Annotated in this window: 18 protein-coding genes; 13 read left to right on the forward strand and 5 right to left on the reverse strand. The window is 69.7% G+C overall.

Translation table 11 applies throughout. The features are described 5' to 3' along the window. Positions 1–29: 29 nt before the first annotated feature. Positions 30–2,585 (reverse strand): AsmA-like C-terminal region-containing protein, encoded by a 2,556-nt coding sequence (locus VMJ70_02885; protein ID HTO90054.1) that lies wholly within the window; start codon positions 2,583–2,585, stop codon positions 30–32. A 79-nt stretch (positions 2,586–2,664) separates the two neighbouring features. Here VMJ70_02885 and eda point away from each other — a divergent pair, with 79 nt between their 5' ends. Beyond that, positions 2,665–3,342, forward strand: a complete 678-nt coding sequence (eda, locus tag VMJ70_02890; GenBank protein ID HTO90055.1) for a bifunctional 4-hydroxy-2-oxoglutarate aldolase/2-dehydro-3-deoxy-phosphogluconate aldolase — start codon at positions 2,665–2,667, stop codon at positions 3,340–3,342. Between the two features lie 11 nt (positions 3,343–3,353). Then, complete coding sequence (locus tag VMJ70_02895; GenBank protein ID HTO90056.1) at positions 3,354–4,634, forward strand: hypothetical protein; 1,281 nt, start codon at positions 3,354–3,356, stop codon at positions 4,632–4,634. 16 nt (positions 4,635–4,650) lie between these two features. On the opposite strand, the gene VMJ70_02900 is transcribed toward VMJ70_02895, so the two are convergent. Continuing rightward, on the reverse strand, positions 4,651–7,203 hold the full coding sequence (locus tag VMJ70_02900) for a kelch repeat-containing protein (GenBank protein HTO90057.1): 2,553 nt from the start codon (positions 7,201–7,203) through the stop codon (positions 4,651–4,653). Positions 7,204–7,706: 503 nt separating this feature from the next. Between VMJ70_02900 and VMJ70_02905 the strand changes: the two genes are divergently transcribed. From VMJ70_02905 to VMJ70_02935, 7 genes are all read left to right on the forward strand, one after another. Beyond that, a complete protein-coding gene (locus tag VMJ70_02905; GenBank protein HTO90058.1) occupies positions 7,707–9,161 on the forward strand; it encodes an OmpA family protein in 1,455 nt (484 codons plus the stop codon). Positions 9,162–9,234: 73 nt separating this feature from the next. Continuing rightward, positions 9,235–9,978 (forward strand): type I methionyl aminopeptidase, encoded by a 744-nt coding sequence (gene map, locus VMJ70_02910; protein ID HTO90059.1) that lies wholly within the window; start codon positions 9,235–9,237, stop codon positions 9,976–9,978. 267 nt (positions 9,979–10,245) lie between these two features. After that, positions 10,246–11,418 carry an amidohydrolase gene (locus VMJ70_02915; protein HTO90060.1) on the forward strand — a complete coding sequence of 391 codons (1,173 nt, stop codon included), beginning with the start codon at positions 10,246–10,248 and terminating at the stop codon, positions 11,416–11,418. After that, positions 11,415–12,800, forward strand: a complete 1,386-nt coding sequence (locus VMJ70_02920) for an aspartyl protease family protein (protein ID HTO90061.1) — start codon at positions 11,415–11,417, stop codon at positions 12,798–12,800. Before VMJ70_02915 ends, VMJ70_02920 begins: the two co-directional genes overlap by 4 nt. A 51-nt stretch (positions 12,801–12,851) precedes the next feature. Beyond that, on the forward strand, positions 12,852–13,490 hold the full coding sequence (locus tag VMJ70_02925) for an isoprenylcysteine carboxylmethyltransferase family protein (protein ID HTO90062.1): 639 nt from the start codon (positions 12,852–12,854) through the stop codon (positions 13,488–13,490). Between the two features lie 83 nt (positions 13,491–13,573). After that, complete coding sequence (locus VMJ70_02930; protein HTO90063.1) at positions 13,574–14,398, forward strand: methylated-DNA--[protein]-cysteine S-methyltransferase; 825 nt, start codon at positions 13,574–13,576, stop codon at positions 14,396–14,398. A gap of 22 nt (positions 14,399–14,420) precedes the next feature. Beyond that, a complete protein-coding gene (locus tag VMJ70_02935; GenBank protein HTO90064.1) occupies positions 14,421–15,410 on the forward strand; it encodes a plastocyanin/azurin family copper-binding protein in 990 nt (329 codons plus the stop codon). Here the strand turns inward: VMJ70_02935 and thiL are convergent. Genes thiL through VMJ70_02950 form a run of 3 tightly spaced genes read right to left on the reverse strand, consistent with a single transcriptional unit; the run spans position 15,407 to position 19,244 of the window. Then, positions 15,407–16,411, reverse strand: a complete 1,005-nt coding sequence (thiL, locus tag VMJ70_02940; GenBank protein HTO90065.1) for a thiamine-phosphate kinase — start codon at positions 16,409–16,411, stop codon at positions 15,407–15,409. The two genes, VMJ70_02935 and thiL, sit on opposite strands and share 4 nt — an antisense overlap. 8 nt (positions 16,412–16,419) lie before the next feature. Continuing rightward, on the reverse strand, positions 16,420–17,814 hold the full coding sequence (locus VMJ70_02945) for a pitrilysin family protein (protein HTO90066.1): 1,395 nt from the start codon (positions 17,812–17,814) through the stop codon (positions 16,420–16,422). After that, positions 17,811–19,244, reverse strand: coding sequence for a pitrilysin family protein (locus VMJ70_02950; protein HTO90067.1), 1,434 nt, complete (start codon positions 19,242–19,244; stop codon positions 17,811–17,813). The genes VMJ70_02945 and VMJ70_02950 overlap by 4 nt, the downstream gene beginning before the upstream one ends. A 115-nt stretch (positions 19,245–19,359) precedes the next feature. Between VMJ70_02950 and VMJ70_02955 the strand changes: the two genes are divergently transcribed. From VMJ70_02955 to VMJ70_02970, 4 genes are all read left to right on the forward strand, one after another. Further along, entirely contained in the window at positions 19,360–20,343 is a 984-nt protein-coding gene (locus tag VMJ70_02955) for an HlyD family efflux transporter periplasmic adaptor subunit (protein ID HTO90068.1), read from the forward strand. Next, positions 20,327–21,136, forward strand: a complete 810-nt coding sequence (locus VMJ70_02960; GenBank protein ID HTO90069.1) for an ABC transporter ATP-binding protein — start codon at positions 20,327–20,329, stop codon at positions 21,134–21,136. Before VMJ70_02955 ends, VMJ70_02960 begins: the two co-directional genes overlap by 17 nt. Continuing rightward, positions 21,133–22,311, forward strand: coding sequence for an ABC transporter permease (locus tag VMJ70_02965; protein ID HTO90070.1), 1,179 nt, complete (start codon positions 21,133–21,135; stop codon positions 22,309–22,311). Before VMJ70_02960 ends, VMJ70_02965 begins: the two co-directional genes overlap by 4 nt. A gap of 2 nt (positions 22,312–22,313) precedes the next feature. After that, positions 22,314–22,606 (forward strand): peptide chain release factor-like protein (locus tag VMJ70_02970; protein ID HTO90071.1); only part of this gene is annotated, 293 nt, incomplete at its 3' end.

Raw genomic sequence — 22,606 nt, forward strand, 5'->3', positions numbered from 1 at the left:
GTGCGGGGCTCGCTCGAGAATCTTCGCAGCTACTTCGCGAGCGAGTCTTTCCGGGTCTTCGCGAAGAACCCCTTCAAGACGTCGGTGATGCGCGTGCGCGCGCTGTCGGCCGCGCTCCCCTGCAGCCGTTGCAGCGCGGCGCGCGCGCTCTCGGCCGCGGCCTGCTGCCTGTCGACGAGTGCCGCGCGCGCCTCGGCCTCGAGCCTGGTGCGCTGTTCCTCGATCGCCGCCGAAGCCCGGCCCATGAGCCGCGCCTTCATCGCGTCGGTATCCCAGGTCACGCGCGGCGCCCTGGCCGAGCCCGCCACCTTGAGATCGAGCAGCATGCGGCCCTGATCGTCGGCGAGCGCCCCGGCCGCCAGCGCCGACTTCGCCTCGAGAGCCGCCACGGCGCTCGGCGGCAGCGTGATGCTCACGGCGTAGTCGAGCGCGCCGTCGAAGCCCACGCCGCCGGCGATCAGCCATTCGCCGTAGGGCCCGTTGAGGTGGCCGGCGTCGGTCACGAAGCGGCCGCGCTCGATCTTGAACGGCAGCTTCGCGTCCTTGAAATACATCTGCTTCAAGTCGGGAATCCTCGTGACCTGCGCAATCGCCTCGAGGGCCGGGCCCGGCCCGAGCTGGCCATTGGCGAGCGCCGCCAGGCCGACCGCGGTGAGCGTGCGCTTGAGCGCTTCCGGCGTTCCACCCGCTCCCGACAGATTGAGATCGGTGCTCAGTACCCCACGCAGCAGCCCCTTGGCCGGCGTCCAAGCCGAGAGCAGCGCGTCGGCCTGCAGGGTGTCGAGCTTGGCCTTCACGTCGAAAGCCGGAGACTTCGGCTGCGTGAGATCGAAGCGCGCGTTCCCGCCGATCTTTCCGCCGTAGCCGTCCATCGCGAAGCTCGGCACGCTCAGCACCGCGGGCGCAAGCGCCACCGAGGCCGCCACGTTGCGCACGTCGAGCGCGCCGTTCTTCAGGCGCCCGATGCTCACGTTGCCGCCGCCGGTGGCGTTGGGCAGCACCGGCGCGCCGCCCGAGGACGGCATGATCTCGGCGGCGTCGAGGTAGGGCGAGCGCAGGTCGAATTTCACCGCCGCCGCCGGCGTCGGGAAACTGCCGTCCGACTTCTGCGCCGCCATCATCGACAGCGGGCGGTCCACGGTGCCGTCGAGCGTGAACGACGACTGGCCGGCCCGCGCGCCGAGGCCGGTCACCTGCGCGCGCGTCTGCGAGAACGCGATGTCCCCGTGCAAGTCCTCGAGCTTCTTCGGCAACGCCGGGGTCTCGACGCTGACCGCGGCGAGCTTGGCGCGGCCATCCACGTTCATTGCCGCCGGATCCCTGGCGCGGCCCCGGACGCGCACGTCGACGTCGGCGCGGCCGGCGAGCTTGGTGTCCTTCGGCGCCACCAGCGGGCCGATCGCGGCGAGGTCGAGATTGCCCTGCAGCGCGAGGTCCAGGCTCGGATCGGCGAAGTTCTCGACGTGCAGTCGCGCGCGGATCGGCTGCGACGCGACGCGTGCGCTGAGATCGCCGATGTCGAGCGAATTGCCCCCGAAATTCGCGGTGAACTGGAGCGCCTCGACCGCCGCCGGGGCGCCCGCGTACTTGAAGCGCGCGTCGCGCAGGCGCAGCGGCCCGGTGACCGCCGGGATCGCGCCGCCGGCGACCGAGCCGCGGACGGCGAGCTGGAAGTCGAGCTGGCCCGCGCCCGAGATGCCGTTCAGGAGGTGCGTGTCCGCGGCGGACAGGAAGCCGAGGATTTCGCCGAGATCGATTCCCATGCCCTGCGCTTCGAGGCCCACGACCGCCTGCGGTCCGGGATGATCCACCACGCCGCGCAACGCGATCTCGGTGCGACCGAATTCGAGCGCCAGGCGGGTCAAGGCCAGCCGCTGAAGTCCGGCGTCGTACTTGCCGGCGTGCTCGATCTTCCACTCGAGCTTCGCCAGCGACGAATTGAGATCGGCGGTGCTGCGCGCGCTCAGCGGGCCGAAGGCCAGATTCGAGAGCGTGGTCCGGCCGTCCAGCGACAGTCGCTTGCCGCCCGACTCGCTCGAGAGGCCGAGTCGTGTGCCGAGCCCGCAGGCGATGCGGCGCGCGTTCCTTACGTCGTCCACCAGCAGCCTGCCGCCGTCGATGGCGAGCTCGCGCACCGCGAAGTCCATCGGCTTCGCCGGCGGCGCCCCCGCGGGCGGCGGCTTCGAGAGACCGTCGAGGTTGGTGGTGCCGTCGGTGCGCAGCACCAGATGAAGCGCCGGATGGTCGAGATCGAGGCGCCGCACCACCACCCGGCCGCCGATCAGCGCCAGCACGTCGAGATCGAGGTTGAGCGTCCGGGTCTGGAAGGCGGCACCGTTCGCGAATCCGCCCGGCTCGGCGAGCGCCAGGCCGGCGACGCGGAGTCGCACCGGCGGGAAGATCGAAACCGAGGCGTCGTCGAAGCGCACCTCGCGCGCCAGCGCCGCGCCCAGCTGCCGCTGCGCCAGCGCGCGCACTTTCGCGGGCGGGAACAGGATCGCCAGCGCCGCCCACGCCACCAGCACGATCGCCAGCAGAACGCCGGCGACGATCAAGAGAACGCGAGTGAAGCGCGGCGCGGCCATGCGGGGTCCTCCGTGACGAGGCGGGCGAGCGACTCGGCCATTGTGCCACAGCGGTCGTGGGGTTAGTGTCCGGCAACTCATGCTTCCGACTCGCCCTGAGCCCGCGGCACTGACCCGCCTGCGCGAGCAGCGCTTCGTCGCGGTGATTCGCGCGCCCTCGCCCGAGGCGGCGCTGGGCGCGGCGCGCGCGGTGGCCGCCGGCGGCATAGGCTTGATCGAAGTCACCTACTCGGTGCCCGACGCGCCGCGCGTCATGGAGCAGCTCGCCGGGCGCGACGACCTGGTGGTCGGCGCGGGGACGGTGTTGAGCGCGATGCAGGCGCGCGCCGCGCTCGACGCCGGCGCGAAATTCATCATCGCGCCCAACCTGTCGATCGAGGTGGCGCGCATCGCGCGCGAGGCCGGCGTGATGTTCTGCCCCGGCGCCTACACCACCGGCGAGATCGTCGCCGCCAGCGACGCCGGCGCTCACGTCGTCAAGGTCTATCCGGTCGGCGTGGCCGGCGGCCCCGCCTACATCCAGGTGATCCGCGATCCGCTGCCGCACATCCCGATGCTCGCCGCGGGCGGCACCCATCTCGACAACGTCGTGCCGTTCCTGCGCGCCGGCTGCATCGGCTGCGGACTCGGCGGCGCGCTCGCCGATCCACAACTCGCCGTGCGCGGCGAGTTCGGCGAGATCACGCGGCGCGCCGAAGCGTTCGTGGCGCGGCTCCACGCGGCGCAACGCGCCGGGGAGATCGAGGCCCCCGTGTGAGGTGTTCCGGCGTGGCACCTCCGGCCGCGCTGACGAGAATACTGGCCTTGTCGGCCGGCGCCCTGCAGGCGGCGATCGCGACGCTGGTCATCGCGCCGGCGATCGCGCGCGCCAGCATCGAGGAGTTCTCGACCTTCAGCGTCGTCAATCAGGAAAAAGACGACGAAAGCATGATCGATCACTTCCTGACGCGCGCGCCCAATCCATGGCTCGACGAATGGGCGCGCTCGCCGCAGATCCTGCGGACCGCGCAGGGCTGCCTCACCTCCGGGCGCTGGCTGATCGACACCGATCTGCGCCTGAGGGCGCCGCTGGGCCAACGCGCCTGGCTCGGCGTCAACTACCTGCAGAACCAGAGCGACATCCTCCAGTACCAGTACCTGGATCTCTACTTCAACTATCCGATGCCGGCGGGCGTCCTGGGGGTGATGTTCCGGGCGATGCCCGACAAGGCGAGCCAGGACCTGGGGTTCTCGTGGGGGTTCGGTTCGGACACCAGCGCCTATCAGCTCAACCTGACCTTCACGCTGGAGGACGTGTTCAACAATTTCTGGGCGTTCCGGCAGACCCAGGTCGGCCAGTTGAGCGAGCCCTACCAGAAGCGTCCCTACGAGCCTGCGCTGCACTTCGCGACGCGCCACGACCACTGGCGCGCGGAAGTGTCGGGCAAGTGGCTCACCTCCTCGCGCAAGAGCGTGTACGTCCAGTTCTACGGGGCCAATCAGGAATTCCACGAGCTGTGGGGCGCCTACGCGACCGGGCAGATCGAACGCGACCTCGGCAAGCTCACGCTCGGCGCACGCGGCTGGAATCGGCAGGCGCGCGATCAGGACATTCCGGTGAGCCCGCTGGTGATTCCCGATCTCGGCTACCGGCGCCAGTGGCAGGCCGAAGGCTACTTCCGCCGGCCGATGAACCTGATGCGCGGCGTGCTGGTGCAGGGCAGCTACATCTATCAGGGACGATGCGAATTCAGCGGTCCGCCCGACACGCAGTACATCCTGGTCTGCGACGACCGGATGATGAACCTCGACGTGACCGCGGTGATCAACCGGCAATTCACCTTCCGCGCCGGTGGGCTGTTCGACCGGATCGGCGTTGACGCGACGCGCGCCGCTCCCTTCACCGAGACCGATGGCACGCGCAACGAATCACGCGCCTACTTCGGACTGATCGCCCGATTCGGCGCGGTGAGCGTCGCCGGAATCGAAGGCATCGAGCTCGATCCCGAGCCCTATCCGGTGACGTTCCACCACGACAAGGGCTTCCTGCAATTGCAGGCGGCGTTCTAGCGCTTCGCCCGCGCGCTCAGTTCAGCAGCACGACCCTCGAGCTGAGCTTCCGGCCCGCCGAGCTCAACCGCAGCAGATAAACGCCGGGCGCGAGGCGCGTGTCGCCGCCGAACTCGAGCTGATGGTGGCCCGCGCCGAGGGCGCCCACTTCGCGGCGGTCGATTCGCCGTCCGGCCACGTCCCACAGCTCGAGCGAGGCGGCCTCCGCGCTCGCCAGATCGAACGCCACCGAGAAGCGCCCGCCACTCGCCGGATTCGGCCAGACCGCGGCCATCGAGAACTGCGGCGTCTCGGCGGTGAGCCACACTTCTCCCGCGAACGTCACGACCCCGCCATCGACGATGCCCAGCCGATAGCCGTAACGCTGGCCGGCGACGATCGCGTGATCTTCATAACGAAGGATTCCGCTGCCATCGGCCACGATTTGCGCCACGACTTGCCAATCGCCATCGAGCTGCCGGCGATAGACGGTCGCCAGCGCGCCGGGCGCGTCGCCCGAGTACCACGCGAGGCGGATGCGGGTGGCATTCGCCTCGGCGCTCAGCAGTGATGCGAGCGTCGCCACCGGCGTCTCGGGCGACACCATCGCGGCCCGGCTCGCGTTGCCATGGATGTCGAGCGCGATCAGCTTGTACGAATAGTCGTTCGGCCCCGCGGCCACGTCGACGTAGCCGGTGTCCTGCGTGGCCACCAGCAGGTTCTGCGGCGCCAGCGGGAAACTCGGACCCATCCCCCGGTAGAGCCGGAACTCGCGGAAGTCGGCCGCGCGGCTGGCGCGCCAGTGCAGCGCCGCCTGTGAGGCGGAATAGGTCGCGACGAACGGCGTCGGCTCGGGCGGCGCCAGATTGTCCACCGAGTAGCCGCTGTCCACGTTTGAGGTGTAGAAGGTGAGGCGATCCGCGGTCAGCGCCTGCACGAAGAACGCCGTGTAAGGATTCGCGTCTGCAGTCGAGTCGAACGGCGTGGCCGCCGTGTACGCGTAGCCTGGGAGAAACGCCGCGGGCAGATCCGCGAGCGGCTCCCAGTAGTCCGCGGCCTGGACGTGATCGCCCGGCGACGCCGAGAGCGCGGCCGGAGCGCGGCGCCACACGCGATAGCTGGTGATGGTGCCGGTGGAAGGCTCGTCGAAGTCGCTCGCCTCCCAGCGCAACGTGACGCGCCCACCCTGATCGTTGGGAACGTCTCGCACCGGGAGCAGGCGGGGCGTCGCGATCGCGGCCAGAACATGGAACTCGAACGCCCCGACGGAGCTGCCAACCGGATTCGCGACCGTGACGTGCCCGGTGGTGCCGTTGAGTCCGACGAACGCGAGGATCGTTGTATCTGAGGTCACTGAGAAGGCGGTCGGGCTCGAGCCGCCGAACGAGACGCGCGTCGCACCCGTGAAATTTCTCCCGGATAGGAGGATTTGAGCACGAGGTCCGCCGGAATCCGGCTCCGCGCCAAGCAGCACGGGCGGATCACCTATGAAGAAATCGGTGGCGCTCTCGGCGAAGCCCGTCGCCGAGGTGCAACGAATGCGCCCGGTGGTGGCGCCCGCCGGTACCTGCGCCTGCGCCTGGAGTGGAACTGCAGAGAAGACCGTTGCAGGTACGCCATTGAATGAGACTCCGGAGACCTCGTCCAGGTGATGTCCGTGAATGATTACGGTCGCACCCACCTGGCCTCCCGCTGGCTCGAAAGAGTCGATCTCGGGCAGCAGCGGGGCCGCCGGAGGGAATTGGAGGGACCAAAGGTCGTTGGTGACGACGGTGGCGTCGTTGAGGCCACCAAAGAGGATCATGCGGCTATTCTGCTCGTCATACACGGCCATGTGATTCCGCCGTGCCGACGGACGAGGTCCGGCCGGGCCGAGGGAGACCCACGCTCCCGACCCCGCGTCTTCCAGATCCCAAAGGTCGCTGAGCGGGCCAAGCGCGCCGAATCCTCCGAACAAGAGAAACCGCTTGTTCGGCCGATCGTAGACCGCAGAAGCGATGAAGCGACTCTGTGGATGAAGCCCTGGGGGATCCATCAGCGTCCACTGCAGCGAGACGCCCAGCGACAGGGCCCACACGTCGGTGGTCCCGGCGGGATCATCGGTGGCGCTACCCGAGGTGATGATGAAGCGGTCGTTCTCGGGATCGTACCCGCCGACGGCGCCCCACCGGGGCGAGGGAAGAATGCCTGTCACGCCGAGCTGATCCCAGCTTGGGGCACTCCCGAGACTGAGCGCCCAGACGGTCGAGCCCGAAGTCGCCGGGGGGTACCCCGCGAACACGAGCAGACGATCTCTAACCGGATCGTACATGCCGGTGGCAGCCATTCTGGCGGTAGGAAGACTTCCGGCGGGCGTCAACGGAGTCCAGTCGGGCGTACCCGTGAGATTCAGCACCCACACGTCGTTCACGTAGGAATTGCCCTGGTTTCCGCCGAACAGGATCATCTGTCGACGGCGAGAGTCGTAGACCATCAACGCGCCAGAGCGCGCCGTGGGCGAATGCGCGGTGATCAGCTGTGTCCAGGTCGGAGAGCCGGACAAATCGAGCGACCAGGTGTCGTTCAGCGCTTCACCGCCAAACAGAATCATTTGCTCGCCGATGGGGTCATAGGCGACGGCGCCGGCCTGGCGCGGAGAGGGCACTGGGTCTGGGGGGGCGAGCGGGATCCAGGTGCCGCTATCGAACTGGAGCGAACTTGGGCGCGCATGAGCAGCGCGGGCCAGCGGGGCGGGAAGCAGAAGCAGAACAAGAAGGAACGCGGCCGAGCGGCGCATGGCGGACTCCTCCGTGAGTGCCGTGGTCTCGTGCAAGAGGCGATCTCATCCTGAGATCGATTGCGCGAGTCTCTCGCCGGGCGCCCCGGCATACAAGGGCAATGTCGGTCTCGGCTGCGCAGGGAAGAACTGTCGCAGTTCCTTGCCGGAATTATGGCAACGCGTCGCGCGCCGCTTCGCCCCCGAGCGGAGTCTTGCTTCGCGTCCCCAGCGCCGCTATCGTGCCGCCCGATTGCCGCCGGTTCCGGCGGAACGCGCCGCGAGTGAACACGATTTCAGCTCGCGGTCGCCTCTCATGGACAGAGGAGGCAACGCCTATGAAGCGCCCATGGCGAGTCGTAACGCTGATGCTGACCGCGGCTCTATGCGCGAGGGCGGCTTCCGCCGAGCCGCTCGGGAAATACTGGACCGTCACGCCCTTCGGGGGCTTCACGCTGTTCGACAGCGGCCTCAAGTTCCCCGGCACGAACCAGCTGAAAGACAACGCCTACCTGGGCGGCCGCGTCGGCTACCAGGCGTTCAAGTGGGGCGGCATCGAAGCCGCGGGCGGTTTCACGCCGACCGAGGAGGACGTGGCGAGCGGCGGCACCAACGTGGACTGGATGCACCTCACCGGCGACCTGGTCGCGACGCCGTGGGCGGGCCGCTATGGCGGGCCGTTCGTCTTCGCCGGCGCCGGCTGGGGCCAGCTCAAGCCGAGCAGCGGCGGCTCCAAGGCGGATCAGGGTCTCGGCGAGTACGGTGCCGGGCTCAATTTCTGGCTCAACGACGGCATCGGCCTGCGCGCCGAATTCCGGCAGCTGATCTGGGTGCCGAAAGACAACGGCGGCACCAAGACCACCTTCACCGTGCTCGGCGCGGGCGTCACCTTCGCCCTTGGCGCGAAGGCGCGCGACACCGACGGCGACGGAGTCCCCGACAAGTCCGACAAGTGCCCCGACACGCCGAAAGGCGCGAAGGTGGACGCCGAGGGCTGCCCGCACGACGCCGACAAGGACGGCGTGCTCGACGGCCTCGACCAGTGTCCCGAAACCCCGGTCGGCGCGACCGTCAACCAGTACGGCTGCCCGAGTGACGCCGACAAGGATGGTGTGTTCGACGGGATCGACAAGTGTCCGAACACGCCGGCCGGCGCCAAGGTCGACGCCACCGGTTGCCCGATCGACAGTGATGGTGACGGTGTCTACGACGGCCTCGATCAGTGCGCCAATACGCCGGCGGGCTGCAAGGTGGACGCCAACGGCTGTCCGATGGACTCCGACAACGACGGCGTGTGCGACGGGCTCGACAAGTGCCCCGACACGCCGGCCGGCGCCAAGGTCGACGCCACCGGCTGCCCGATCGTGGTGAGCGAGAAGGAAACCGAGCTGCTCGACACCGGCATGATCCGGCTGCACGAGGTGAACTTCGCTTCGGGCAAGGCGGTGCTCACGCCGGATTCGTACCCGGCGCTCGACGAGGTCGGCCAGATCCTGAGCAAGTGGCCGGAGCTCAAGATCGAGGTCGGCGGCCACACCGACTCGCAGGGCGTGCCCGCGAAGAATCAGAAGCTGAGCGAGCAGCGCGCTCAGGCGGTGCTCGACTACCTGACCAAGAAGTTCCCCGACCTCAAGGCCGACCAATTCACGGTCAAGGGCTACGGGCAAACCAAACCGATCGCGCCGAACAACACCGCGCTCGGCCGCGCCAAGAACCGCCGCGTCGAGTTCGTGGTGCTTAACAAGGAAGCGCTGAAGCGCGAGACGCAGAAGCAGAACATGCTGCAGAAGTAAGGGCGAGGGATCGCCCGTCAGCACGGCGAGAGCCCGGGGCGCAGGCTCCGGGCTCTTCCGTTGGGAGGCGCGCATGTGCATCGAAACCGAAGCCGAGCTCGAGGCGCTGATCGAGGCCGGGCGCGTGGTGCGCCGCGTGCTGGAGGATCTGCGCGCGGCGGTGCGGCCCGGAATCACCACCGCCGCGCTCGACGCGATCGGCGCGCGCACGCTGCGGGCCCAGGGCGCGCGCTCGGCGCCGCGGCTGGTCTACGGATTCCCGGGCGACAACTGCATCAGCGTCAACGACGAAATCGTGCACGGCGTCCCTTCGGAGCGAGCCCTCGAAGCGGGCGATCTGGTGAAGCTCGACGTCACCGCCGAGAAGGATGGCTTCATGGCCGATGCCGCGATCACCGTCCCGGTCGGACGCGTGGCGGCACGCGCGCGGGCGCTGGCCGAGGCCGCCGAGCACGCGTTCCACGCCGCGCTGCGCGAGGTGCGGCCCGGCCGGCGGGCCTGCGACGTCGGCGCGGCGGTGGAAGCGGCGGTGCGGCGCCGTGGCTTCCGCGTGGTGCGCGCGCTCACCGGCCACGGCATCGGCCGCACGATTCACGAAGCGCCGACCATTCCCAACTGGGGCGATCCCACCGAGCGCGCCTGGCTCGAGGAGGGGCTGGTGATCACGCTCGAGCCGATCATCAGCGCCGGCTCCGCTGACGTGGTCGAGGGTCCCGACGGCTGGACCCTGCGCACCGCCGACGGGGCGCTCGCCGCGCACTTCGAGCACACCCTGGTGGTGCGAAAGGGCGCGCCGCTGCTGCTGACCGCGGCCTAGGCCCGGTCTGAGCGTGCCGCGGGGGGTCTCGGGGCCCCGGGCTCCGCATCGGGCGCAGGAGAGGATTGCGGAGCCCGCGACGACAGCGAGACCGAGGCAGGAGGTCGCAGTCGAGCGCGCCCGACGCCATCGGATTCCGGTAGTGGGTCAGACCCACTAGCCGGATTCCCCGCGCGGCGTGCTCAGACAGTCCGTGTGCTAGGCTCGCGCCGCTCATCGGCAGTCCATCCGCGCCCGACCCGCGCACCCGAAGCCCGGAGTCTTCTCATGGCCACGCTCACTCACAGCGCCATCGACCTGAACGAGCTGGTCGCAGTCCGCCGCGACCTGCACATGCATCCCGAGACCGCGTTCGAAGAGGTGCGCACCTCCGGCATCGTCACCGAGAAGCTGAAGGTTCTGGGGCTCACGCCGCGCACCGGAATCGGCAAGACCGGCGTGATGGCCACGATCCAGGGCGGTCGCCCGGGCAAGACCGTGATGCTGCGCGCCGACATGGACGCCCTGCCGATCCACGAAGAGAACGACGTTCCCTACCGCTCGCAGACGCCCGGCAAGATGCACGCGTGCGGGCACGATTGCCACACTTCGATCCTGCTCGCGGTGGCGAAGCAGCTGGTGCACGACGCCCCCCAGCTCCCCGGCAAGGTGGTGCTGTGCTTCCAGCCCGCCGAGGAATGGGGCGGCGGCGCCGAAGCCATGATCCGCGACGGCGCGCTCGACTACGCGAAGCCCGATGCCACCTTCGGCATGCACGTGTGGCAGGACCTGCCGGTCGGCACCATCGGCGTCACCTCGGGCCCGTTCATGGCGGCGGTCGATGAATTCGCGATCACCGTGCACGGCAAGGGCGCGCACGGCGCCATGCCCCATCTCAGCTCCGATCCGATCGTCGCGCTCGCGCACATCGTGACCGCGCTCCAGACCATCGCCAGCCGCAACACCGATCCATTCCGCGAGATCGTGGTGAGCGTCACGCAGCTGCGCGCCGGGACCGCGTTCAACATCATTCCGCAGAACGCCTGGATGAACGGCACCATCCGCAGCTTCGATCCCGACGTCTGGAAGGAGATTCCCGGCCGGGTCGAGCGGATCGTGAAGGGCGTCGCCGAGGGCATGGGCTGTCGCGCCGAGCTCAAGCTCGATCGCATGAATCGCCCGACCGTCAACGACTCGGCCATGGCCGAGCTGGCGCGCGGCGTCGCGATCGAGATGGTGGGCGCCGATCACGTCCGATCCAACGTGCGCACCATGGGCGGCGAGGACTTCTCGGCGTTCCTGGCGCGCGTGCCGGGCTGCTTCATCGCGGTCGGCTCGCGTAACGAATCGAAGGGCCTGGTGTGGGATCACCACCATCCGCGCTTCGACGTGGACGAGCAGGTGCTGGCGCTCGGCGCCGAGATGATGCTGCGCACCACCCGGAAATTCCTCGGCGCGTGAGCGACGGGCGGCCGCGGGCTCGGCGCGGTGCGCTCCGGGCGGTGCGTTTTCCGCTCGCGGCGCTGGCGTTGGCGGCGCTGACGATCGCGGTCGCGCGCGCCGACTGGCTGCAGCCCGATCCGACCCTGCGCGACGCCCAGCTCCAATTGCGCGAGGCGACGCGCGACACGGTCGGCCACGCCGATGATGCGGCGCGGCTCGACACGCTGGGCGTGGCGCTGCTGCGGCTCGGGCGCGGCCCCGACGCGCGCAAGCTCTTCACGCGCGTGCTGGCGCTCAAGCCCGGCGATCCCTCGGCGCTCGCCGGGCTCGGCAAGCTCGCCCTGTTCGACAACCACCTCGCCGAGGCCGAGAGCCTGCTCACCGCCGCCGGCAATGTCGAAGAGGGAACGATCGCCGATCTCTACTCGACGCGCCTGCGCCGCGGCGAGTGGGCGGACGCCGCCAGGCTCGCCGAAGACGCCGACGACGCGGGCCGCGCCTCGCTGCTCGAAAACCTGGCCGAGGCCCCGCCGTTCCAGATCGTTTCGCCGCCGAAGGAAGTGTCGCTGATGTGGTCGCGCAGCTATCCCGTGCCGCTGGTCTCGGTGAGGCTCAATGGCGAAGTCGTGCTGATGGCGCTCGACACCGGCGCCTCGGACCTGCTCATCGATCCGATGTGGGCGTCGCGGGCCAACGTCACGAAGCTGCCGGGCCAATCGCTGGCCTTCTGGTGCGGCTCGCGCTTCGCGGTCAAGAACGCGATCGTCCAGAAGCTCGAGATCAACGGCATCAAGATCGAACGCATCCCGGCGGGCATCCTGTCGCTCCACAAGTGGAGCATCGAGGTGAATCCGACCGGCGAGCAGGTGGCGGGCGTGATCGGCCTCAATCTGCTGCGGCGCTTCACGCCCACCATCGACTACAAGCGCAAGCGGCTCGAGCTTCGACCTCTCGAAGGCGGGGTCGCGGCCGCGGCCGGCCCGGACGCCATCCGCGTGCCGTTCGAGCTGTGGGGCGAGTGCGAGCTGATGGTGCGCGGCACGGTCGGCGGCAGTCGCAAGATGGCGATGGTGGTGCAGACCGGCGTGCCGGGCTGCGGCTTCGCCGCGCCCAACGAGGTGTTCGAGGAGCTGGGGCTCAAGGGCGGCGCGATCTCCAAGTTCATGAAGAGCATGGGCACCATCATGCAGGGCCGCCCGTGGGTGGGCGTCACGGTGCCCTCGATCACGGTCGGACGGATGGTCACCGATCACGTGGCCGGCTGGTCGAATGCCATGGATTCCGCCGAGATGTGGCGACATGGCGTACGGCGGGACGCGATCCTGGCCGGCGAGTTCTTCGAGAACACGCGCATCACGATCGACTGGGCCAAGCAGGAACTGGTGTTGGAGCAATTCTAGGTGGAAGCTCCGCGGCCCTCCCCCCCGGCCCGCGGAACTCGAGCGGCGGCGGTGCTGGCCGCGTTCGCCGCCACCGCGCTCGACGCCGCGCTGCTCGCCTGGGCGCTGGGCGGCATCCCGATCCTGCTCGGCCACTGGCGCGCGCTGGCGCTGCTCGGGGTGTGGTTCGGCGGGGCGCTGCTGCTGGCGATCGCCCAGCCGGTGCGCGCGGTCGAGGGCACGCGCCGCGCCAGCGATCCGCTGCGGATCCTCGGGCTCTTCGTGCTGCCGGTCGCGACGCCGCCACTCGCGGCCTGGGGCGAACGCCTGAACCTGGCGATGATTCCCGGCGGTGACGCGCGCGGCTGGTTCGGCGTCGCGCTCGCGGCGGCCGGGCTCGGGCTGCGTATCGCTGCGATGGCGCAGCTCGGCTCGCGTTTCGATCCCACCATCGCGATCCTGCCCGGACACGCGCTGGAGTCCCGCGGCCTGTACGCCCGGATGCGGCATCCCGGCTACGCGGGGGCATGGCTCGCCGCGGCCGGCGCGGTTCTGGCGTTCGGGAGCGCGCTCGGCCTGATTCCACTCGCGCTCATGGCGATGTTGCTCGGCGCGCGCGCAACCGATGAAGAGCGGGCGCTGCGCGAACATTTCGGCGGGGCCTGGGAGGCCTATCGCGCGCGCACCGGCGGATTCGTTCCGCGCCTGTAACCACCGCGGCGCGGTTTCCCGCTTCTCAACACGCGCGCGGCCGGGTTTGGAGCGCTCGTGAGCCTCGGCTATGCTCCCGCCGCATGCGCATCGCCTACCACGTCATGTCGGCTCCCGGGCCCCTCGGTCTCCTGTTCCTCGCCGCGACCGAGAACGGCCTGCGCTACCTCGAGTTCCTCGACAAGCGCAGCATCAAGCGCGCGGTGGATTCGCACCGTGACGAGAATCCCGGCGCCGAATGGGAAGCGTCGTTGCTCGACCTCAAGCCGGTCGTCGATCAGCTCGAGGGTTACTTCTGCGGCGCGCTGACGCAATTCGACGTGGCGCTCGATCCGGTCGGCTCGGAATTCCAGCTCCAGGTGTGGAACGCGCTGCGCGAGATTCCCTACGGCGAGACTCGCACCTACGGGCAGATCGCGAAGGCCGTGCATCAGCCCAGGGCGGCGCGGGCCATCGGGCTCGCCAACCATCAGAATCCGATCGCCATCATCATTCCCTGCCACCGCGTGATCGGCTCGGACGGCAGCATGGTCGGCTACGGCGGCGGCGTGCCGCGCAAGCGCTGGCTGCTCGGCCACGAAGCGCACTTCGCGCGGCTGAGCGGCGCCTCGCTCGATCTGTTCGCCGGCGCCGGCGTCGCGCCCACCAATCGGGTCGCCTCCGGCGACGGGCCGCCGCTCGGCGTCGCCCGGCTCACCTCGGCGACCCAGGCGGAGCCCTCGCGCGCGAGTCGCGCGGGCGCGGCCTCGCGCCCCCCAACCGCTTCACGCGCCGCGACTCGTACGCCGGCTCGGCCGGCGGCCTCCTCCACCTCCAAGACTTCACCCAGGGCCGGCGTGAAGGCGGCCGCGCGTGGCTCGACCGGGAGCCGAACGCGGGTCGCGAAGACCAAACGATCTGGGCGCTGAGCGCCGTACTCCGAGGTTCATCATGCGTAGGAAGCCTCTCTTCCGGTCCGCGGTCGCCGTCGTGCTCGCGCTTTCCTGCTGGTCGCCGGCGTTCGCCGGGCAGGCGACCGTCTTCGTCGGCGCCGGCGGGCTCAGCTTCACTCCCAGTACGCTGAGCGCCAACGTCGGCGATCAGGTGGTGTGGGTCTGGTCGGGCAGCAACCACACCGTGACCAGCGGCACGGACGGAAGCTCAGGCGGAACCGGGGTATTTCGCAGCACGGGCAGTGCCGCAGGCCAGCCCGCCGGCACGGGTTTCTTCTGGAAGGTGGCGGGAAGCGGATCCGTGCCCTATTACTGCTTTCCGCATTTCCCCACCATGGTCGGCACCCTCAACATCAATCCCGCCGGGACCGCGAGCGTCGCGAACTACCGCATCACCGAGGTCGAATTCGCCGGAGCCGCGGGCGCGGATCGCGTCCAGATCACCAACCTCGGAACGAACGGGGACTTCCTGGACCTTTTCCGAGTCACCCCCAACAGCACCGCGACGACGCTGGGCACGGGGATCTTCCTCGGCGCCAATTCGAGTCTGACCCTTCACCTCAACGCCAGCGGCACCAATGACGCGACCAACATCTATCTGCCGAGCATCGGCGACATGGGTGCCGCGGGATCGTTCGCGCTCTACGTACCCAACAGTACGACCGGCCCGGGGGGCTCGACGGCGCCCGCGTCACTCACCGACGCCAATCAGATGGTGGACTACGTCGAGTGGGGCGTCGCCGGTCAGGCGGCGCAGCCGAACCGCGCCACCGCGGTGACCGCCGGGCTCTGGAACACCGGCGACGTCGTCGACGTCACCGATCTGCCGAATGGCGGCAGCGGCTACTCGATCACGTTCTGCGGTGCGGCCACCGACCACGGCGCCAGTTCCTGGCAGAAGGCGCATCCGAACTTCGGCACCTCGCTGCTCTGCACCACCGCGGCGCGCACTTCGACCTGGGGAAGGCTGAAGGCGCTGTACCGCTAGACAAAATGCTCGAACCCGCGCGCCCGCAGCGGGCGCCGGGTACCGCCCTCGAGCCACTCGATCACGCCGGCATCGGGCGTGAAGCGGCCCACGAAGTGGAGCGGGACACCCGCCTCGCGCGCCACGGCCTCGCAGGTCGCTCGCCCGGAAGCGCGCACCGCCAGCAGCAGCTCGTAGTCGTCGCTGGCGCCGGCGCGCAGCTCTTCGAGCGGAACCGAGAGCGTGCGAGCGGCGGCTTCGAGCGGCGGATCGTCGCCCCAGGCCGACGCCTCGAGCTCGGCGCCGACGCCACCTGCCGCGCACAGGTGGCCGAGGTCGCCGGCGACGCCGTCGGAGAGGTCGATGGCCGCGACCACCACGCCGCTGGCGGCCAGCGCGCGCGCGAAGTCCACTCGCGGGGTGGGCCGCCGCCAGGCCTCGAGCAGCGGCGACCATTCCGCGGCGCGCGCGCCCGCGCCGAGTCTCCGGATCAGTCGCGGCGCCGCGCCGGCGCGTCCCGGCGAGCCGGTGACCGCGATCAGGTCGCCGGCCCGAGCGCCACGGCGCGTCCACGCCCGCTCCGGTTGCACGTCGCCGATCAGAGTGAGGCAGAGCCACTCCTGAAGCTCCACCGAGCCGAGATTGCCGCCGACCAGCCAGGCGTTCTCGCGAGCCAGCGTCGATTCCACGCCGGATTGCACCGCGCTCACCCACGCCTCGAGTCGGTCGGGCTTGAGGCCCATCGCGATCACCGCCCAGCGCGGGCGCGCCGCCATCGCCGCCACGTCGCTCAAGTTGGCGAGCGCGAGCCGCGCGCCGAGGTCGGCGGGCTCGATCCACTCGTCGAGCCAGTGACGGCCGGAGATCAGCGCATCGTTGGTGATGACGAGGTCGCGGCCGGGATCGGGCCGCACCACCGCGGCGTCGTCCCCCGGGCCCTCGCGCACGTCCGGGCCGAGCCGAAGGTTCGCGGTGAGCCTGCGAATCAATTCGAACTCGCCGAGCTCCTCGAGTCGGGTCATGCGCGCGCCTATCGGATGTCCTTGACCGACAGCGGCCCGAGCCCGGCCAGCGCGCTCTTCCCCAGATCCGGCGGGGTCACCACCAGGATCTTCAGCTCGTCGGTGCAGAAGTAGGCCTTGAGCACGCGGCGGCAGTCCTCGAGCGTCACTGCGTTCACGCGGTCGGCAAAGGTCTGCAGGTAGTCGGGCGGAAGACCATAGAACTCGACGTCGAGCAGTTGCTCGGCCAGCTCGTCCGGCGCCTGCAGTCCGAGCGGGAACTGGCCGGCCAGATAGCGATGCGCCTTGTCGACCTCTTCGGCCGTCGGGCCGTCGTCGCGCAACTTCTTGATCACCTCGATCACGGCGTCGATCGTCTGGCGCAAGGTCTCGTTGCGCGTGAACGTGCTGATCACGTACTGGCCGCTGTTCCGCTGCATCCGAAACTCGCTTCGAATCGAATAGGTGAGGCCGCGCTGCACGCGGATCTCGTTCACGAGCCGCGACGTGAACCCGCCGCCCAGGATCGTATTCGCGACCAGTACCGGGAAATAGTCGGGGTGATTGCGCGCCAGCGCCGGACAGGCGAAGCGGATCTGGCTCTGCGTGGCCTCGGGGCGCGAGACCACCCGCACTTCGCGCTTCGGCGCCGATGCCAGCGGCGGATAGGGCTGCGACCTCTGGCCGCCCTGCGACTTCCAGTCCTTGAATGCAGCCTCGAGCGCGGGAATCACGACCTTCGGCTCGACGTCGCCGACCACCGCGAGCAGCGCGTTGTCGGGCGCGAAATTGCGGCGGTGGAACGCGATCACGTCGTCGCGCGTCATCGCGCTCACCGACGCCTCCCAGCCGAGCACCGGATGGCCGAGCGGATGCGCGCCCATCAGGAACGGAAGCAGCTCGCGATCCGCCACCTCTTCCGGGTCGTCGGCGGCGCTGGCGATCTCGCCGAGCGCCTCGGACCGCCTGCGCTCGAACTCCTCGACGGGGAAAGTGGGGCGCGCCGCGACGTCACGCAGCAGCTCGAGCCCGACCGCGAAGTCCTTCTTGAGCACCTCGCACGAGACCCGGATGCGCTCCTCGCCGCTCTCGGACTCGAGCGTCCCGCCGACGTAGGCGATGTCCTCGGCGATCTGCCGGGCACTGCGCTCGCCCGCCCCCTGCGTCAGGAGCTCGGCGGTCAGATGAGCGAGCCCCTCCTTCCCCGGGGGATCACCGACCGAGCCGGCTTTGACTTCGAGCAGCATGTCGACCAGCGGCAACCGCGCGGTCGGCATGATCAGCACGGTGAGTCCGTTCCTGAGCGTGGTGCGCGTCGCCGGCGGCAGCGTGAGCGCCCCGGCGCCGGCGACCGCCGGAAGCGCGGAGGCGAGCGCGATGCCGAGCGCCAGCACGCCGGCGCGCGCCTGACTCCCGCGCCTCATGGCTTCGCCTCGTCGCCGGCAGCGCTCGAGTCGGGCTCCGGCACCAGCACGGCGACGGTGCGCCGGCGCGAATCGAACAACTGGCGCGCCACGCGGCGGCAGTCCTCGGCGGTCACGGCGCGATAGCGACCCACGGTCTGGAACATGGCGCGGTAGTCACCGAACAGATGCTCGTAACTCGCGAGCATTTCGCCGACGCCGTTGTTGGTCTTGAGCGATCGCACGAAGTCGGCCTCGGCGAGATTCTTCGCCTTCTCCAGCTCGCGCGGGGCCGGCCCGTCCTTGGCGAAGGCCGCCAGTGCCGAATCCAGCGCCGCCTGTCCGTCCGCCGCGCTCCGTCCAGGCTTCATCTCGACCGAGACCGTGAACAACCCCGGTTGCAGCCGGGTCCGGTATTCGCTCGAAACGTCGAGCGCCATCTGCCGCTCGTAGACCAGCGTCTGATGCAGTCGCGAGGACTCGCCGTCCGAGAGCAGGATCGAAAGCAGATGGAGCACGTAGAGATCCGGGCTCTGGACGCCGCCGGCCTTGTAGCCTTCGACGAAAGTCTGGGTTTCGGCCGGATAACGCACCTCGACCCGCCGCTCCCCGCGCTGCTCGGGCTCGGAGTCCACCGGCTGGGGCGGAGCCGGCTGCGAGGGGATCCCGCCGAACGCCGCTTTGATCTGAGCCAGCGCCGCAGCGGTCTGGAAATCCCCGACCAGCACCAGAATGCAGTTGTTGGGCGCGTAGTAGGTACGGAAGTACTCGACCATCTCTTCGCGAGGAATGCGCTCGAGATCCTTCATCCATCCCACCACCGGCCAGTGATAGGGGGAGGCGACGAACGCGCCCGCCCACAGCGCCTCGTCGAGCATGCCGCTCACGTCGTTGTCCACGCGCAGTCGGCGCTCCTCCTTCACGACCTCGATCTCGCTCTTCAGCTGCTCGGGCAGCAGCGAGAGCGCCGCCATGCGATCCGAGTCGAGTCGCAACGGCACGTCGAGGTGCTCGGACGCGACCTCTTCGTAGTAGCCGGTCATGTCGCGGTCGGTGAAGGCGTTCGAGTAGCCGCCGTTCGACTCGAGGATCCGGTCGTACTCCTTGGGCGGAACGTTCTTCGAGCCGTTGAACATCATGTGCTCGAAGAAGTGCGAGAGCCCGGTGATGCCCGGGCGCTCGTTGCGGGAGCCCACGCGGTACCACTGCCAGAACGCGATCGCCGGGACCGCGTGGTCCTCGTGAGTCAGCACCACCAGGCCGTTGTCGAGCACCTGCCGTTCGACCTTGAAGCGCTCGGGGCTGATCGCCGCCGTCGCCTGGGCGGGCGGCGCGGGAGCCGGGCGTTTGGCGGCCGACGCCGCCCGGCAGGCCGCGAGCGCGATCGCCAGCGCGGCGATCACGAGCAGGATGCGAGGCGCCGCGCAACTCCGACCACGGGTGTCGATCAATCCGTTTTCCTCCCACTGCGGCCGACGATCGAAGCGCGCAGTCTAGCCGCTCGATGTTCGGCGAGCGAGCCGGCGGCGGTTTGCGCACGCCTATCTCTTGACCGATCCTGAGGCCATGTCCGCCCGCACCGTGCTGCACTCGGCCACCCCCCCGCTGCTCGTGTTCCTGCTCGTGACGCTGGCCTGCTCCTGCTCGCGCAACGGCGAGATCCGCGCGTCGGGCACCATCGAGATGGACGAGGTGGACGTGTCGTCGCTGGCCGGCGGCCGGGTGCTCGAGATCCGCGTGAACGAGGGCGACTCGGTGCGCGTCGGCGACACGCTCGCGGTGCTCGACCACGGCGAGCTGGTGGCGGATCTCCAGGCACAGGCGGCGCGCGCCCAGAGCGCGGCCGCGCAGTATCACGACCTGCAGGCCGGCGCGCGCCCCGAAGAGGTGCTGGCCGCCCGCGCCGATCTCGCCGCCGCCCGCGCCGACGCCGAGCTCGCCGACTCGAACCTCGTGCGCATGCAGAAGCTGGCCGCGTCGCGGGTGGTTTCGCAGCAGGACCTCGATCGCGCCCGAGCGCAGCGCGACGCCGCGGCCGCCAAGGCGCGCGCCGCCGCCGAGAACTTGCGCATGCGCGAGACCGGCTTCCGCACCCAGCAGATCACGGCGGCGCGCGACGCCGCCACCGCCGCCCAGGCGCAGCTGGCGGGAGCGAAGAGCCGCGCCCAGGAGCTGGTGCTGACCGCGCCGATTTCGGGCGTGGTGCTGCTCAAGAGTTTCCAGCCCGGCGAGGTCGCACAACCGGGCGCACCGCTGGTGACGCTCGGCAATCCCGACTCGCTGTGGATGCGGGTGTACGTCGCGGCGCCGAAACTCACCGACGTGCGGCTCGGCTCGCCGGTCGAGGTGCGCCCGATCGGCGCGAAGCGCGCCTACCCGGGCCGCGTGGTGGAGATCGCCTCGCGCGCCGAGTTCACGCCCCGCGCCGCACTCACCGAGGAGGAGCAGGCCAACCTGGTGTTCGGTGTGAAGGTGCAGCTGGCGCCGAGCGGCGGCGCGCTCAAAGCCGGTCTTCCGGCGGATGCTCGAATCCATGGTCACGTGGAGTGACGCGAGTCCCAGTCCGGCTCCGGCGGGCGGCCCGCTGCGCGGCGGCTCGTCGCCCGGCCCGGCGGTGGACTCGGTCATCGAGGTCCACGATCTGGTGCGGAAGTTCGGCCCCTTGATCGCGGTCGCCGGCATCACGTTCGGAATCCGCCGCGGCGAGATCTTCGGCATCCTCGGGCCCAATGGATCGGGCAAGACCACCACGATCCGCATGCTGTGCGGTCTGCTGGCGCCGACCTCGGGCGACGCCACGGTCGCCGGCATCGACGTCGTGCGCCATCCCGACCTGGTCAAGACCCGGATCGGTTACATGTCGCAGGCCTTCGGTCTCTATCGCGATCTCACCGTCGAGGAGAACCTGCGCTTCTACGCCGGCGTCTACGAGGTGGGCGATCGCGCGCCGGCGCGCATCGACTGGGCGCTCCGGACGATGCGGCTCGAAGCGTCACGCTCGCAACTCGCCGGCACGCTGTCGGGCGGCAACAAGCAGCGGCTCGCGCTCGGCTGCTCGCTCCTGCACGAGCCACCGGTGCTGTTCCTCGACGAACCCACCGCGGGCGTGGACCCGGCCGCGCGGCGCGTGTTCTGGCAGATCATCCGCGAGCTCTCGGAGAGCGGCACCACCATGATCGTGACCACGCATTACATGGACGAGGCCGAACGCTTCGATCGGCTCGCGATGTTGTCGCGCGGCCATCTCACCGCGATTGGAACGCCCACCGAGGTCAAGGCGGCGTTCGGAACCAATGTTTCACTCGAGGACATCTTCGTCAGGCTGCAGGAGGCCGAGTCATGAGTGTCGCCGCCCCGAGCGCGGTCCGGCGCGTCTCGTTGCTCGGCCGGATCTTCCCGGAGCGACTTCGCGCCATCTTCTGGAAGGAATTCATCCAGATGCGGCGCGACCGCGCGACGCTGCGCATGATGCTGGGCGTGCCGGTGATGCAGCTGATCCTGTTCGGGTACGCCATCACCACCGACGTTCGCAATCTCCCCACCGTGGTGTTCGACCAGAATCGCACCCAGGAGAGCCGCGACCTGGTCCAGCGCTTCGTGGCCACCGGCAATTTCCGGCTGCACCGCGATGTGCTCTCCTACGCGGACGCGCTCGAAGAAGTGAATCGCGGGCGCGCCCGCGCCGCGGTGGTGATCCCCGCCGACTACGCGCAGAGCGTGAAGCGCGGCCGGCCGGTGGCGGTCCAGGTGCTGGTGGACGCCACCGATCCCACCTCGTCGCAGGCCGCGATCGGCGCGGCCCAGCTGGTCGGGCAGCGCCAGAGCCTACAGATCCTCGAGCAGCGCGAAGGAGTGCGCGCCGTGAACGAGGTGCCGCCCATCGACGTTCGCATCCGACCGCTCTACAACCCGGCGCTCAAGAACGCCCTGTTCATGGTGCCGGGCATCATCGGTGCGCTGCTCTCCAACATGCTCATCATCACCACCGCGATGGCGGTGGTCCGCGAGCGCGAGACCGGCACCCTCGAGCAGCTGATCGTGACCCCGCTCACCCGCAGCCAGATCATGCTCGGCAAGATCGCGCCCTACCTGCTGGTCGGCTACGTGCAGATGACCACGGTGCTGATCGCGGGGTCGCTGCTGTTCCACGTGCCGATCCGCGGCAGCCTGTTCCTGATCTACGCGGTCTCGCTGCTGTTCATCACCGCCAGCCTCGGGCTGGGACTCTATTTCTCGACGGTGGCGCGCACCCAGGCGCAGGCGATGCAGGCCTCGATGTTCATCCTGCTGCCCAACATCATGCTCTCGGGCTTCATGTTTCCGCGCGAGGCGATGCCGGCGTTCGCGCGCTGGCTGGGCTGGTTCCTGCCGCTGACCTACTACCTGCAAACGCTGCGCGGCATCATCCTGAAGGGAGTGGGCCTCGCCGCGATCTGGCCGCAGACCCTGGCCCTGGCCGGGTTCGCGGCGCTCCTGTTCACGATGAGCGTCCAGCGCTTTCACAAGCAGCTCGAGTAGGCATGAGCCTGCCGCCGCATCTTGCCCGGCTCGCGCGAGACTGCACCGTGACCCCCTACAAGTCGTCGGGGCCGGGCGGGCAGAAGAAGAACAAGACGGAGTCGAGCGTGCGCGTCACCCACCGCCCCTCCGGGCTCACCCGGATCGCCACCGAGTCGCGCTCGCAGTCGCGCAATCGCCAGCTGGCGCTGGAGCGCGTCTGGCAGGCGCTCGAGCGGCGGCGGCGGCGCCCCCGGCCGCGCGTCGCGACCCGCCCGACGCGTGCGAGCGTCGAGCAACGGCTGCAGGAGAAGCG

The sequence above is a fragment of the Candidatus Sulfotelmatobacter sp. genome, assembly GCA_035498555.1.
Classification (GTDB): domain Bacteria; phylum Eisenbacteria; class RBG-16-71-46; order RBG-16-71-46; family RBG-16-71-46; genus DATKAB01.

Coding starts and splice junctions, on each gene's coding strand:
- eda (HTO90055.1), top strand. CDS start 2,665: ATGCTTCCGACTCGCCCTGAGCCCGCGGCACTGACCCGCCTGCGCGAG.
- VMJ70_02915 (HTO90060.1), top strand. CDS start 10,246: ATGGCCACGCTCACTCACAGCGCCATCGACCTGAACGAGCTGGTCGCA.
- VMJ70_02960 (HTO90069.1), top strand. CDS start 20,327: ATGGTCACGTGGAGTGACGCGAGTCCCAGTCCGGCTCCGGCGGGCGGC.
- thiL (HTO90065.1), bottom strand. CDS start 16,411: ATGACCCGACTCGAGGAGCTCGGCGAGTTCGAATTGATTCGCAGGCTC.
- VMJ70_02945 (HTO90066.1), bottom strand. CDS start 17,814: ATGAGGCGCGGGAGTCAGGCGCGCGCCGGCGTGCTGGCGCTCGGCATC.
- VMJ70_02965 (HTO90070.1), top strand. CDS start 21,133: ATGAGTGTCGCCGCCCCGAGCGCGGTCCGGCGCGTCTCGTTGCTCGGC.
- VMJ70_02905 (HTO90058.1), top strand. CDS start 7,707: ATGAAGCGCCCATGGCGAGTCGTAACGCTGATGCTGACCGCGGCTCTA.
- VMJ70_02930 (HTO90063.1), top strand. CDS start 13,574: ATGCGCATCGCCTACCACGTCATGTCGGCTCCCGGGCCCCTCGGTCTC.
- VMJ70_02935 (HTO90064.1), top strand. CDS start 14,421: ATGCGTAGGAAGCCTCTCTTCCGGTCCGCGGTCGCCGTCGTGCTCGCG.
- map (HTO90059.1), top strand. CDS start 9,235: ATGTGCATCGAAACCGAAGCCGAGCTCGAGGCGCTGATCGAGGCCGGG.
- VMJ70_02885 (HTO90054.1), bottom strand. CDS start 2,585: ATGGCCGCGCCGCGCTTCACTCGCGTTCTCTTGATCGTCGCCGGCGTT.
- VMJ70_02955 (HTO90068.1), top strand. CDS start 19,360: ATGTCCGCCCGCACCGTGCTGCACTCGGCCACCCCCCCGCTGCTCGTG.
- VMJ70_02900 (HTO90057.1), bottom strand. CDS start 7,203: ATGATTCTGTTTGGCGGTGAAGCGCTGAACGACACCTGGTCGCTCGAT.